Origin of the sequence: Caulobacter sp. DWR3-1-2 (assembly GCF_049896225.1) — a bacterium.
Lineage (GTDB): Bacteria > Pseudomonadota > Alphaproteobacteria > Caulobacterales > Caulobacteraceae > Caulobacter.
Map to the genome: position 1 here is coordinate 280,817 of NZ_JAFCTW010000002.1, position 12,626 is coordinate 293,442.

A 12,626-nucleotide genomic window follows, 5' to 3' on the forward strand; every position below is an offset into this window, starting at 1 on the left:
TCGTTCCACGCTCCGAAAACCGGAGAATGGAGCGGGCGAAGAGATTCGAACTCTCGACCCCAACCTTGGCAAGGTTGTGCTCTACCACTGAGCTACGCCCGCATCGGCGAGGGCTGAAACAGCGCCCCGCGACGAGGAGGCGGCTTATGGCAGAGCGCCCCGCGGTTGGCAAGCGGTCTGAGGGAGGGTTGCGGCGCATGATGGTGGACATTGCAAACTCCTCCCCCTTTGGGGCAGGCGGCCGAAGGCCGGTGGGGGGAGTATTGGGGTCGTCGATCTTGTTCGTGGCCCGCGTCCAATCACTCCCCGCTCCGTCGGCTGCGCCGACACCTCCCCCACAGAGGCCCCAAAGGGGGAGCAACTGGGGTTGCGCCGAGGCTCGTTTTGCCCGTTCATTCGCCCCCTCATTTTCAGGAACTTAGCGTTTGCGTCTGTTCGTGTTCGGATTGGGTTATGTCGGCCTGGCCTTCTGCAAGGCCCTGGTCGCGAAGGGCTGGAGCGTCGTCGGGACGACGCGGGGCGCTGACCGCGCCGTGTCGCTGCGCGCCCTTGGGATCGAGACCATCGACGCCAACGACCGCGCCGCGATGACCGCCGCCCTGACCGGCGTCAACGCCGTGCTGATTACCGCTCCCCCCACGGCCGAGGGCTGCCCCGGCCTGGAGGCGGTGATCCCCGCCCTGGCCGCGGCCCAGGCCTTTCCCGACTGGATCGGCTATCTGTCGACCACCGGGGTCTATGGCGACTTCGAGGGCCGCTGGGTGTTCGAAAGCAGCCCGCTGAAGGCCCAGTCGGTCGAGGGCGCCCGCCGGGTCGGCGCCGAGCGCGACTGGCAGGAGGTGGGGCGCGGCATGGGCCTGACCGTGACCACCTTCCGGCTGCCCGGCATCTACGGCCCTGGCCGCAGCGCGCTGGACCGCCTGCGGGCCGGCGAGGGCCGGCGTATAGTCAAGGCTGGCCAGGTGTTCAGCCGCATCCATCTGGACGACATCGTCACCGGCCTGCTGGCCTCGCTGGACCGGCCCAGGGCGGGCGGCGTCTATAATCTGTGCGACGACGAACCGGCCCCGCCGCAGGATGTCATGGAACACGCCGCCGGCCTGCTGGGCGTGGCCGTGCCGCCGGACCTGCCGTTCAACGAACTGGGCCTGTCGCCCGCCACCCGCCGCTTCTACGCCGAGAACAAGCGCGTCTCGAACGCCCTGGCCAAGGCCGAGCTGGGCTGGCGGCCGAGATATCCGACCTATCGAGAGGGGCTGGCGGCGATTTTGGCGGGCGGGGGCTAGGGTCGCCCTACTCCTCCTCGGCGCTCGCCCACGGCGCCGGCGCCAGGGCCTCCAGGTTCGGCGCACCGCGGATGCGGGCGGCTCGGGCGAGGCGGCGGGAGACCAGGTCGCCTTCGCCTTCCGTCGCGATCCGTGACCGCGCCTCGGCCACGGCCGCCACCAGCCGCTCCAGGTCCTGGGGCCGCGACAGCCGATGATCGCCGTCCTTGATCAGGGTGAAGACCACGTCGCTTGAGGTCAGGCTGTTGGCCAGTTCCAGGGCGTGGGTCCAGGGCACATCCGGATCGGCACCGCCTTGCAAAACGCGCACGGGGACGTCGATCGGCACGGCGCCTTGCAGGATCGACCAGCGCGCGCCGTCTTCCAGGAGTTCGCGGGTTATCGGATAGCCGCCGTCCTCGTAGTCGGAAGGCCGGGTCCAGAAGCCGTCGCGGGCGATGGCCGTCTTGGCCTCGGCGGAAAGTTCGGGTTCCATCAGCTTTTCGGTGAAGTCCGGAGCCGGGGCGATCAGCACCATGGCCTTGACACGCTCGGGCCGGGCGATGGCCGCCAGACACGCGATCCAGCCGCCCATCGACGAGCCCACCAGCACCAGCGGGCCCGTCGTCAGGTCGTCGATCACTGACAGGGCGTCCTCGCGCCAGCGGCTGATGGTGCCCTCGGCGAAATCGCCGTCCGATGCGCCGTGGCCGAAATAGTCGAAGCGTACGAAGCCGCCGCCGGTGGCCTGGGCCTGGTCAGCCAGAACCTGCGCCTTGGTCCCCGTCATGTCCGAGTGGAAGCCGCCCAACCAGACCACGGTCGGGCCATCGCCGATAACCTTGTGATAGGCCAACCTGAAATTGTCGTCTCGGGCGTGGTATTCAACGGAATCGGTCATGGCGCGGCCTTGTTCATTTCGATAACTACGACCCCGTAACCCTCGCCAGAGCAACGCGTGTCCATTCTCCCCGATGATTTCACGCTTCTGCAAGTGACCCCCGAGCTTGAAACGGGCGGCGCCGAGCAGACGACGATCGACGTGGCCCACGGCGTGATCGCCCAGGGCGGCAAGGCGTTGGTCGCCACCAAGGGCGGACGGATGGCCGCGCGCCTTGAGGCCGATGGTGGTCGCCTGGCCCAGATGCCGGCCCAGACCAAGAACCCGCTGATCATGCTGGGCAACGCCGCCCGCTTGGTCGACCTGATCCGCCGTGAAAAGGTCAGCCTGGTCCACGCCCGCTCGCGCGCTCCGGCCTTCAGCGCCCTGTGGGCGGCCTACGCGACGAAGGTGCCGTTCATCGCGACCTATCACGGAGTCTACAACGCCAAGTCCAGCCTCAAGCGCTGGTACAACGCGGTGATGACCAAGGGCGACCTGGTGATCGCCAATTCCGAATATACCCGCGCCCACGTCATCGCCGAGCACGGCATTTTGCCCGACAAGGTGGTGGCGATCCCGCGCGGCGTCGACCTGACCCGGTTTGAGCCCGGCCTGGTCTCGGCCGAGCGGGTCGACGCGCTGCGCAAGGCCTGGGGCGTATCGTCCGAGGATCGCCGCCTGAAGGTGGTGCTGGCCGGCCGGCTGACCCGCTGGAAGGGCCAGGCCCTGGCCATCGAAGCCCTGGCCAAGCTCAAGGCCGTCGGCGAGCTGCGCATCCTGCTGCTGCTGGTCGGCGACGACCAGGGCCGCAAGGCCTATCGGGCCGAGCTGGAACACATGATCGCCCAGGCGGGCCTGCAGGACAGCGTCAAGCTGTGCGGCCATTGTGACGACATGCCGGCCGCCTATCTGGTCGCCGACCTGGCCATCGCGCCCTCGCTGGAGCCCGAGGCCTTCGGCCGCACGGCGGTCGAGCCGCAGGTGATGGGCAAGCCGGTGATGGCCGCCGATCATGGGGCGGCGCGCGAGACCGTGCTGAACGGCGACACCGGCTGGCTGGTCAAGCCGGGCGACCCGGAAGCCTGGGCCGAGGCCCTGTCCAACGCTTGCGAGGCGGGCGCGGCGCGACGTCAGATCATGGGCATGGCGGCCCGGGCCCGCGCCCGTAAATTGTATTCTGTTGACGCGATGGTCGAAGCAACGCTCAAGGTCTACGCGCGCGTTCTGGAGACGAAGAGTTGAGCAAGGAAGTCAAGAAGGTCCTGGTCATCAAGCTGGGCGCCCTCGGCGATTTCGTACTGGCCCTGGCGGCGATGAAGAAGATTCGCGAGGCCCATCCGCGCGCCAAGATCACCTTGCTCACCACCCCGCCCTTCGAAGCCCTGGCCAGGCTGTCGCCCTATTTCAACACCATCGAGACCGACGGGCGGCCCGGCGATTTCGGCGACCTGACAGCCATGCTCGGCCGGATGCGCAAGGCGCGCTACGACAGGGTCTATGACCTGCAGACCAACAGCCGCAGCAACTGGTACTTTCAGGCCCTGCGGCCTTTTCCGCCACAGTGGTCGGGCATCGCCACGGGCTGCGCCCTGCCCCAGCGCGGCAAGGCCCGCGACCACATGCACACCCTGGAGCGGCAGGCCGACCAGCTGAAGCAAGCTGGCATCTGGCCCGACGCCCCCACCGAGCCCGGCAGCGCCCCGCCGCCGGACCTGACCTGGATTCTGCGCCGCACCAAGGAGCCCCGCGGCCCAGTGGCTGGCGCGACGGCGGCCAAGCCCTATGTGCTACTGGTGCCGGGCGGCTCGGCCCATCGGCCCGAGAAGCGCTGGCCGGTCGAGAGCTATGCGCAGCTCGCGGCGCTGCTGAAGGCGCGGGGGCTGGATATCGTCATCATCGGCGGCCCGCAGGAAAGCGCCATGGCCCGCCAGATCCAAAAGGCGGTCGGCCAGGCCCGCGACCTGACCGGCCGCACCGACTTCGCCCAACTGGCCGTGCTGGGCGCCAAGGCGGCCCTGGCGATCGGCAACGACACCGGCCCCACCCACCTGCTGGCCGCCGCCGGCGCCCCGACCATCGCCCTGTTCTCCGACGCCTCCGATCCCGAACTGTGCGGCCCGCGCGGCCATGTGGCGGTAATCCGCTCGCCGGACCTCAAGGCCCTGCCCGTCAGCACCGTGGCCAGCGCCGCGATCTCGCTGCTACCGCACTGAGGACCGGGCGGGGACATGCACTTGTGCGTGTCCCCGGGTCTTGGCGTCATGCCTCCGAGTGGGGACACGCACAAGTGAATGTCCCCAGCTCAGTTCCGATCTCAATACCCCTCGTACCGCCCAGGCTTGTGATTGGCGATGATCACCACGCTGAGCGCGACAGCCGACAGGATGGACAGCAGCAGCCTGTCCCACGAGATCACCGCGAAGGCCGCGACCACGATCACGCAGTCCGACGCCATCTGCACCTTGCCGGCGCTGATCCCGCGTTTCTCGTAGAGCCACAGGGCCAGCACGCCGATGCCGCCGACGCTGGACTTGTGCCGCGCCAGGGCCAGGATCCCCATGCCGATGATCGTGCCGCCGAAGATCGCGGCGAACAACGGGTCGACGCCGGTGATCTTCAGCCAGTGCGGCATGGCCCAGGCCAGGCCCATCAGCAGCAGGTTGGTGACCAGGGTCTTGCCCGTGAACACCCAGCCCAGGGTGCGCTGGGCCAGAACATAGAACGGAATGTTGATCAGGAAGAACAGCACCCCGACCGGCCAGTGGGTTAGGTACGAGATGATCAGCGCCACCCCCGCCAGCCCGCCGGTCGACAGGCCCGCGGCCTTCAGCAGGGTCAGGCCCACGGCAATGAAACTGGAGCCGATCAGCAGGGCGTGGACGTCCTCGATCGGCGTATGGCGCGCGGCTGAAGCGGGCGCGGAGGCGGAGGCGACGGGGGCCGCCACGGGGGAGATGGTCATCGGGACTGAACGGATCACGGCTGGAAATGAAGGCCAGCCCGACCGAACGCCTCGCTCCCCTACCCGTTCCTGACACGACAAGGCCCAAAAAGCGGGGCCTTGGACGCGCGGCGCCTTGATAGCGCGGGACTCCTTCGTCATATATCACTAGGCGAACGCGGCGTCCCCAGGGCGCCGCGCGAACCTATTCAACGCCATAGCGCTACGTTCATGCTATCGTGGTGCAAACGCCCTTAAACAACACCGGAGCCGCCCTATTCGCCGTCCTATGCAAACGCCGCCCGTCAAGGATGGTCCGCGTATCAACGAAGACATTCGGGTCCCCCGCGTCCTGCTGATCGACCACAATGGCGAGAAGCAAGGCGAGATGCCGATTTCCGCCGCGCTCGAAGCGGCCGAGGAAGCTGGCCTGGACCTGGTCGAGATCGTTCCCAACGCGAACCCTCCCGTCTGCAAAATCCTGGACTATGGCAAGTTTAAGTTCCAGGAGCAGAAGAAGAAGAACGAGGCCCGCAAGCGGCAGAAGATCGTCGAGCTCAAGGAAATCAAGCTTCGCCCCAACATCGACATTCACGACTATGACGTGAAGGCCAAGTCGATGAGCCGGTTCTTCGAGGAAGGCGACAAGGTCAAGGTGACCCTGCGTTTCCGCGGCCGTGAAATGGCCCATCCCGAGCTGGGCATGAAGCTGCTGCTGAAGGTCAAGGCCGACTTCGACGAGATCGCCAAGGTCGAGTACGAGCCGCGCATGGAAGGCCGCCAGATGATCATGATCCTGGCCCCGCGCTAGGACCAGGCTTTCAGGCCCATTCTGCAAAACGCCCCGGCCCATCGGCCGGGGCGTTTTTCCTTGCCCAGCCGCCCGCAACCGCACCTTGCAAACAAGCGCGACAATGGGCAGGTTGCCCCCGGTATCGGGGAGTCCTAAGTTTTGAAACGCTTTCTGGCCGTCGTTTCGGCCTGCGTCGCCATGGCGAGCACCTTGGCGGGCGTCGCCCAGGCCGAGGTGACGCCTCTGTCGGTCTATGGCGGCCTGCCCAACCTGGAACAGGTGGAGATTTCGCCTGACGGCAAGCTCCTGGCGATCGCGGTGACCGACGGCGAGAAGCGGATGCTGGTCGTCCGTGAGGCGGCCGAGGGCGGCAAACTGCTCAGCGCCATGAACTTCGGAAACACCAAGTTGCGCGCCGTGCAGTGGGCGGGGCAAGAGCACGTGCTGATCACCACCTCAAGCACCGCCGAGGTCTTTGGTCTGAGCGGGCCCAAGCGCGAATATCTGATGGGCTTCGACTTCAACCTGGTCACCAAGAAGCAGACCCTGCTGCTGAAAAACCAGGAAGGCGCGATGAACGTCATTCTGGAAACGCCCGACGTGCGGTTCATCGACGGCGTACCCCAAGCCTTCGTCGAGGGCGTGCATTTCAACGACAATCGCGGTTGGAACACCCTCTACCGGGTTAATCTGAAGACCGGCGTCACCAAGATGCTGGACAGCGGCGGCAGCGAAAACACCGACGACTGGCTGGTTTCTCCCGCGGGTCAGCCGCTGGCCCAGTCGATCTATGACGAAAAACAGGGCGCCTGGAGCCTGAAGGTCAAGGGCGACGGCGGGTGGACCACGGTCGAGAAGACCGTCTCGAAGATGGGCTCCTTTGGCGTTAAAGGCATGGGGCGCGACGGGCGCAGCGTGCTGGTCTGGGCCTATGACGAGGACACCGACAAGACCCTGCTGCGCGAATACGCCTCAGACGGCGGCCACGTCGACGTGCCGGGCAGCGGCGACTACGACAGCCCGATCCCCGCGCCCGACGGCTCGCGCCTGCTGGGTGGCTACAGCCTGGTCGGCGACGAGCGCCGCTATACCTTCTTCGACACCAAGACCCAGGCCAACTGGAGCGCCGTGCGCAAGGCCTTTCCCGGCGACCAGGTCTCGCTGGAATCCTGGTCGGATGACCGGCGCAAGGTGGTGGTCAAGGTCGACTCGCCTACCCTGGGCCCGGCCTACGCGCTGGTGGATCTGGACGCCAAGAGCGCCCGCTGGCTGGGCGACATCTACAGCAAGCTGACGCCCGACGGCGTCTCCGAGGTTCGCCCGGTCAAGTACAAGGCCGCCGATGGCCTGGAGATCACCGGCTATCTGACCCTGCCGCGCGGCAAGGAGCCCAAGAACCTGCCGCTGTTGGTGCTGCCGCACGGCGGCCCCGCGTGGCGCGATATGCCGGGCTTCGACTGGTGGTCCCAGGCCCTGGCCTCGCGCGGCTATGCGGTGCTGCAGCCCAATTTCCGCGGTTCGGACGGCTTTGGCCAGGCCTTCCTCGAAAAGGGCTACGGCCAGTGGGGCAAGACCATGCAGACCGACCTCTCGGACGGCGTACGCTATCTGGCCACGCAGGGGACAATCGACCCCAAGCGCGTCTGCATCGTCGGCGCCAGCTATGGCGGCTACGCGGCCCTGGCCGGCGCAACGCTGGATCGCGGCGTCTATCGCTGCGCGTCGTCGGTCGCCGGCCTCTCGGACCTCAAGCGGTTCGTGGTCGACGGCAGCAAGCGTTTCGAGACGGGCAATAACTCGGCTCAGCGCTACTGGCTGCGGTTCATGGGCGCCGATGGCCTCAAGGACCCCGACCTGGCCCTGATCTCGCCGGCCAAGATGGCCGACAAGATCGAGATCCCGCTGCAGCTGATCCACGGCAAGGACGACACCACCGTTCCCTATGTCCAGAGCACCCTGATGGTCGACGCCCTGAAGAAGGCGGGCAAGCCGGTCGAACTGGTCACGCTCGACGGCGAGGATCACTTTCTATCCAGAGGCGCGACGCGACTGCAGATGCTGACCGCGATGGTGGCCTTCCTGGAGAAGAACAACCCGCCGAACTGACCGGCCAAAGACGCCCGGTGAAATTTCGGACAGCGGTCGCCAGGGCGCGTGATCTGGCGTAAACCGCGCGGCCCGATGTCCACGCTCTCAACCCCCGCCCTGCTGGGCCTGAACATGGCCGCCGGCTCGCTGGCCCGGATGAGCGGACCCATGCTGGCCGGCCCCTTGTTTGGCCTGGCCATCGGCGGGCCCTACTGGTTCGGCGCCGCGCTGATGATCCCGGCCATCGCCTTCGCCCTGACGATCGAGCACAGGGCCAAGGCGGCGGCATAGGCTGGACAGCTCTACCTTGGCCGGGTTACCCCAGACGGGTAGAGTTCGGGGGTTTTCATGTTGAAGTTGTTCGCGGGCGCCGCCTTGGCCGCGTTGGTCGGAATTGGCGCGGCGGTGGCGTCGCCGATCGACGCCTATGGCCGCCTGCCGGCTATGAGCGACGTCTCGATCTCGGCGAATGGCGCCGACATCGCCTACATCGCCAATGAGGGCGGCGCCGCCACCGTCGTCGCCATGGGGCTGGACGGCACGGTGTTGCAATCGGCCAATCTAGGCCCGCGCAAGGTGAGGGCGGTAAGCTGGGTCGACGGCACTCATGTCATGATTCAGGTCTCGACAACCGTCGGTATCGCCAACATCGCCTATGTCGGCGAATGGTATCAGGCGCTGAGCCTGAACGTGAAGACCGGCGCGATGGTGCAACTGCCCAGCGGTTCGGAACAATCGGTCCTCAACGTGATGATGGACACGCCGCATGGCGGCACGTTGGAAGGCAAACCTGTGATCTGGGCCAGCCTCTACGCTAAGGAGGCGCAGAGCTGGCAGGACGACGGCCATTTGGATTTCTACCGCATGGACCCGGAAACGGGCATGGCGCGCAAGCAACAGATGGGCGACGCGGAGACCAAGGAATTCCTGGCCAAGTCCGACGGGACAGTCCTGGCGCGGGTCAAGTATCGCGCCAAGGACGGCGCCTGGCGGCTCGAACTGCGTCATGGCGGCTGGGAACAGGCCTATAGCGAAATCGCGCCCATTGATCAGCCCGACCTCGTGGGTCGGTCGCTGGACGAGAAGTCGGTTATCCTCACCCTCTGGGACGAGAAGAACGACCGGTGGCGCCTGGCGCCGTTCGCGTTGGCGGATGGCAAACAGGGCGAGTTTTTCGGCCCCGACAAACCGTTCGGCACGATCACCGACGAAGAGCGTCGACTGGTGGGTCTGTCCTATACGGACGTCTACACCGAATATGACTTCTTCGAGCCGCGCCTGAAGGCGATCTGGCCCCAGGTGCGTCAGGTGTTCGCCGGACGCCAAGTGAGCCTGACCTCCAACACGCCCGACTACGCCAAGCTGATCGTCTATGTGGAGGGTACTGGAGAGCCGGGCGGCTACTATCTCGTCGATCTGGGCGCTAAGAAGGTGAAGCGGATCGGCGCGGCCTATCCCGCCTTGACCAGCGCCGACATCGCGACGGTGAAGGCTATCAAGTACAAGGCCGCCGATGGCCTGGAGATCAGCGGCTACCTGACCTTGCCCAACGGTAGGGCGCCCAAAGGCCTGCCGCTGATCGTCATGCCGCACGGCGGGCCGCAGTCGCGCGACACCGCCGGGTTCGACTGGTGGGCCCAGGCCCTGGCCTCGCGTGGCTACGCCGTGTTGCAGGCCAACTTCCGCGGCTCGTCAGGGTACGGTCACGCCTTTATCGAGGCCGCCTATGGCGAGTGGGGCGCCAAGATGCAAACCGACCTGTCGGACGGCGTACGCTACCTCGCGCAACAGGGCGTCGTGGATCCCAAGCGGGTCTGCATCGCCGGCGCGAGCTATGGTGGCTACGCGGCCCTGGCCGGCATCACCCTGGACAAGGGTGTCTATCGCTGCGCCGTCGCCGTGGCCGGAGTTTCGGACATGGCCCAGATGCTCGCCAAGGAGAGCAGCCAGAGCGGCCCCGACAGCACCGCCGTGCGCTACTGGAAACGTTATATGGGCGTCGAGCGGTCGTCGGACCCCAAGCTCCGGGAACGCTCCCCCGTCAATTTCGCCGACAAGGCCGACGGCCCTGTGCTGCTGATCCACGGCAAGGATGACACGGTCGTCTACTACGATCAGAGCGTAGCCATGCGCCGCGCCTTGGAAAAGGCCAAGAAGCCTGTCGAGTTCGTGACCCTCAAGGCGGAGGACCACTGGCTCTCGCGCGAGGGCACCCGCCAGCAGATGCTGTCGGAAACCGTCGCCTTCCTCGAAAAGCACAATCCGCCGAACTGACCGACAGCGCGACGGGCCGAGGGGCGGAGACGGCTCTTGCCTTCGCCGCCCCTTTCCCGTACTAACCCCGCCTTTCCGGAACCGCCTGGCTAATGGCATGCCATGGCGGTTCGTCATGCTTCTCTAGAGGACGGGGCGGTTAAACGCTCCGACGCGAAATGCCTAAGTTGAAGACCAAGTCGGGCGCCAAGAAGCGCTTCAAGATCACGGCCACGGGCCTGCTGAAAGCCGGCGTCGCCGGCAAGCGTCACCGTCTGATCGGCCACAACGGCAAGTACATCCGCCAAAACCGCGGAACGAAGGTCATGAGTGCTTCGGACACCAAGACCATCCGTTCGTACATGCCCTACGGCCTTTAAGAGGAGCGCTGAGATATGGCTCGCGTCAAACGGGGCGTCACCGCCCACGCCAAGCACAAGAAGGTTCTTGAACAGGCCAAGGGTTTCTACGGCCGTCGCAAGAACACCATCCGTATCGCCAAGCAGGCCGTCGACAAGGCCGGGCAGTACGCCTATCGCGACCGCAAGGTGCGCAAGCGCGCCTTCCGTTCGCTGTGGATCCAACGCATCAACGCCGGCGCCCGCGTCGAGGGCTTTACCTACTCGCAATTTATCCACGGCCTGGACGTGGCGGGTATCGTGATCGACCGCAAGGTCCTCTCGGATATCGCAGGTCAAGACCCGGCTGCGTTCAAGGCCATTGCCGACAAGGTCCGCACCGCCCTGGCCGCCTAAGGTCTGTTTTCGGGTCCGCCCGATCGCGATCTGGAAAAGCCCTCCGGTGTGAGCCGGGGGGCTTTTTGCCGTCTGGGCCTCGGCGGAACGCTCTTCCCCTGCCCCTCCCCCCCCAGGAGGAGGGAAATGACGTCAGTCGCTAGTTCCAACAGCCCCCGAAACCGCCTAGACGGAACCCCGTCATGACCGATCTCACACCTCTCGAAGCCGACGTGCTGGCGCAAGTCGCCGCCGCTGGCGACCTCGCCGCCCTGGACGCCGTGCGCGTGTCCGCCCTGGGCAAGACCGGCTCGATCTCGGGCCTGCTCAAGACCCTGGGGGCCATGAGCCCCGACGAGCGCAAGGAACGCGGCGCGGCGATCAACGTGCTGCGCGACCGCGTGCAGACGGCGCTGAGCGACAGGAAGGCCGCGCTGGAAACCGCCGCCCTCGACGCGCGCCTGGCCAGCGAGACCCTGGACCTCACCCTGCCCGCCCCCTATCGCCGCAAGGGCAGCGTTCACCCCACCATGCAGACCCTGGACGAGATGATCGCCATCTTCGCCGAGATGGGCTTCGCCGTGGCCGAAGGTCCCGATATCGAGGATGACTTCCACAACTTCACGGCCCTGAACTTCCCGCCCAAGCATCCGGCGCGGGAAATGCACGACACCTTCTTCTTCAACGAGAAGGAAGACGGCGAGAAGCTGTTGCTGCGCACCCACACCAGCCCCGTACAGGTGCGGACCATGGTGTCGCAGACACCGCCGATCCGCATCATCGCGCCCGGCCGCACCTATCGGGTCGACAACGACGCCACCCATACCCCGGTCTTCCACCAGGTCGAGGGCCTGGTGATCGACAAGGGCATCCACATGGGGCACCTGAAGTGGACCCTGGAGACCTTCCTGGCCCGGTTCTTCGAGACGGGCGCCGTGACCACCCAGTTTCGCCCTCACCACTTCCCGTTCACCGAGCCCTCGGCCGAGATGGATGTGCAGTGCGACCGCCCAAAACCCGGGGAGAGGGGCGGCGAGATCAAGATCGGCCAGGGCACGAGCTGGCTCGAGATCCTGGGCTGCGGCATGGTCCATCCCAACGTGTTGCGGGCCTGTGGGATCGATCCCGACGAGTACCAGGGCTTCGCCTTCGGCATGGGCGTCGACCGGCTGGCCATGCTGAAATACGGCATGCCCGACCTGCGCGACATGTGGTCGTCCGACGGCCGCTGGCTGGCCCACTACGGCTTCAGCGCCTTCGCCGCGCCGAACGCGGCTAGCGGGCTTAGCTGATGCGCGCGCTCGGCGTCGCCAGCCTGGCTCTGACGGTTCTCGCCGCCTCGCCCGCCCTTGCCGCGACGCCGGTCGCGTTGTGGAAGGTCGGCGACGACGGCCTGACCAATCGCAACTTCGACGCCCTGGAAAAGGCGTTTGGCGCCGCGAAGGACTTTAGCCTGGCGCAGTCCGGCGAAGGCCTTGTGAAGGTGGAGATCACCAACCACCTCGCCTGGCGCCAAGATGGCGGCACGCTCCATGCCACCGCGCCCTATTCGATTTCCCGCGCTGGCGCCGCGCCGCTCGTCGGCGAGGCGACCTGCACCGAAGCCACCCTGCCTGTCTGCGCCGACGAGATCCTGAGCGCGACCCGCACGTACCTGAAGAACCGGTAG

General features: G+C 66.5%; 12 protein-coding genes, 1 tRNA gene and 1 pseudogene. 11 read left to right on the top strand and 3 right to left on the bottom strand.

Features of this window, described 5'->3' with window-relative positions:
- Positions 1 to 27 precede the first annotated feature (27 nt).
- Positions 28 to 102: transfer RNA gene (locus tag ACP696_RS03675), tRNA-Gly, on the bottom strand.
- Positions 103 to 425: 323 nt separating this feature from the next.
- Between ACP696_RS03675 and ACP696_RS03680 the strand changes: the two genes are divergently transcribed.
- Complete coding sequence (locus ACP696_RS03680; RefSeq protein WP_426012972.1) at positions 426 to 1,286, top strand: SDR family oxidoreductase; 861 nt, start codon at positions 426 to 428, stop codon at positions 1,284 to 1,286.
- A 7-nt stretch (positions 1,287 to 1,293) separates the two neighbouring features.
- Here ACP696_RS03680 and ACP696_RS03685 read toward each other — a convergent pair whose 3' ends face one another.
- On the bottom strand, positions 1,294 to 2,166 hold the full coding sequence (locus ACP696_RS03685) for an alpha/beta fold hydrolase (protein ID WP_426012974.1): 873 nt from the start codon (positions 2,164 to 2,166) through the stop codon (positions 1,294 to 1,296).
- 57 nt (positions 2,167 to 2,223) lie between these two features.
- Between ACP696_RS03685 and ACP696_RS03690 the strand changes: the two genes are divergently transcribed.
- Together ACP696_RS03690 and ACP696_RS03695 are read left to right on the top strand one after the other, a co-directional pair.
- Entirely contained in the window at positions 2,224 to 3,390 is a 1,167-nt protein-coding gene (locus tag ACP696_RS03690; RefSeq protein ID WP_426012975.1) for a glycosyltransferase family 4 protein, read from the top strand.
- Positions 3,387 to 4,361 (top strand): glycosyltransferase family 9 protein, encoded by a 975-nt coding sequence (locus tag ACP696_RS03695; protein WP_426012976.1) that lies wholly within the window; start codon positions 3,387 to 3,389, stop codon positions 4,359 to 4,361. The genes ACP696_RS03690 and ACP696_RS03695 overlap by 4 nt, the downstream gene beginning before the upstream one ends.
- Positions 4,362 to 4,462: 101 nt before the next feature.
- Here ACP696_RS03695 and ACP696_RS03700 read toward each other — a convergent pair whose 3' ends face one another.
- Positions 4,463 to 5,110 carry a YitT family protein gene (locus ACP696_RS03700; RefSeq protein WP_426012977.1) on the bottom strand — a complete coding sequence of 216 codons (648 nt, stop codon included), beginning with the start codon at positions 5,108 to 5,110 and terminating at the stop codon, positions 4,463 to 4,465.
- Positions 5,111 to 5,378: 268 nt separating this feature from the next.
- Between ACP696_RS03700 and infC the strand changes: the two genes are divergently transcribed.
- From infC to ACP696_RS03740, 8 genes and pseudogenes are all read left to right on the top strand, one after another.
- Positions 5,379 to 5,900: a translation initiation factor IF-3 gene (gene infC, locus ACP696_RS03705; protein WP_426012979.1), complete on the top strand. Its 522-nt coding sequence runs from the start codon at positions 5,379 to 5,381 to the stop codon at positions 5,898 to 5,900.
- Between the two features lie 180 nt (positions 5,901 to 6,080).
- Complete coding sequence (locus tag ACP696_RS03710) at positions 6,081 to 7,988, top strand: alpha/beta fold hydrolase (protein ID WP_426013265.1); 1,908 nt, start codon at positions 6,081 to 6,083, stop codon at positions 7,986 to 7,988.
- Between the two features lie 99 nt (positions 7,989 to 8,087).
- Positions 8,088 to 8,261 (top strand): annotated as a pseudogene (locus ACP696_RS03715) (MFS transporter); the annotation flags it as partial.
- Between the two features lie 57 nt (positions 8,262 to 8,318).
- Entirely contained in the window at positions 8,319 to 10,244 is a 1,926-nt protein-coding gene (locus ACP696_RS03720) for an alpha/beta hydrolase family protein (RefSeq protein WP_426043470.1), read from the top strand.
- Between the two features lie 158 nt (positions 10,245 to 10,402).
- Positions 10,403 to 10,603 carry a 50S ribosomal protein L35 gene (gene rpmI / locus ACP696_RS03725; RefSeq protein WP_012285249.1) on the top strand — a complete coding sequence of 67 codons (201 nt, stop codon included), beginning with the start codon at positions 10,403 to 10,405 and terminating at the stop codon, positions 10,601 to 10,603.
- Positions 10,604 to 10,618: 15 nt separating this feature from the next.
- Positions 10,619 to 10,978: a 50S ribosomal protein L20 gene (rplT, locus tag ACP696_RS03730; protein WP_426012983.1), complete on the top strand. Its 360-nt coding sequence runs from the start codon at positions 10,619 to 10,621 to the stop codon at positions 10,976 to 10,978.
- A gap of 182 nt (positions 10,979 to 11,160) precedes the next feature.
- The gene (gene pheS / locus ACP696_RS03735) at positions 11,161 to 12,249 is read left to right on the top strand and encodes a phenylalanine--tRNA ligase subunit alpha (protein WP_426031918.1); all 1,089 of its coding nucleotides are present in this window, start codon (positions 11,161 to 11,163) and stop codon (positions 12,247 to 12,249) included.
- On the top strand, positions 12,249 to 12,626 hold the full coding sequence (locus ACP696_RS03740; RefSeq protein ID WP_426012986.1) for a hypothetical protein: 378 nt from the start codon (positions 12,249 to 12,251) through the stop codon (positions 12,624 to 12,626). The genes pheS and ACP696_RS03740 overlap by 1 nt, the downstream gene beginning before the upstream one ends.

Coding starts and splice junctions, on each gene's coding strand:
- ACP696_RS03685 (WP_426012974.1), bottom strand. CDS start 2,166: ATGACCGATTCCGTTGAATACCACGCCCGAGACGACAATTTCAGGTTG.
- ACP696_RS03700 (WP_426012977.1), bottom strand. CDS start 5,110: ATGACCATCTCCCCCGTGGCGGCCCCCGTCGCCTCCGCCTCCGCGCCC.
- infC (WP_426012979.1), top strand. CDS start 5,379: ATGCAAACGCCGCCCGTCAAGGATGGTCCGCGTATCAACGAAGACATT.
- ACP696_RS03710 (WP_426013265.1), top strand. CDS start 6,081: ATGGCGAGCACCTTGGCGGGCGTCGCCCAGGCCGAGGTGACGCCTCTG.
- ACP696_RS03720 (WP_426043470.1), top strand. CDS start 8,319: ATGTTGAAGTTGTTCGCGGGCGCCGCCTTGGCCGCGTTGGTCGGAATT.
- rpmI (WP_012285249.1), top strand. CDS start 10,403: ATGCCTAAGTTGAAGACCAAGTCGGGCGCCAAGAAGCGCTTCAAGATC.
- rplT (WP_426012983.1), top strand. CDS start 10,619: ATGGCTCGCGTCAAACGGGGCGTCACCGCCCACGCCAAGCACAAGAAG.
- pheS (WP_426031918.1), top strand. CDS start 11,161: ATGACCGATCTCACACCTCTCGAAGCCGACGTGCTGGCGCAAGTCGCC.
- ACP696_RS03740 (WP_426012986.1), top strand. CDS start 12,249: ATGCGCGCGCTCGGCGTCGCCAGCCTGGCTCTGACGGTTCTCGCCGCC.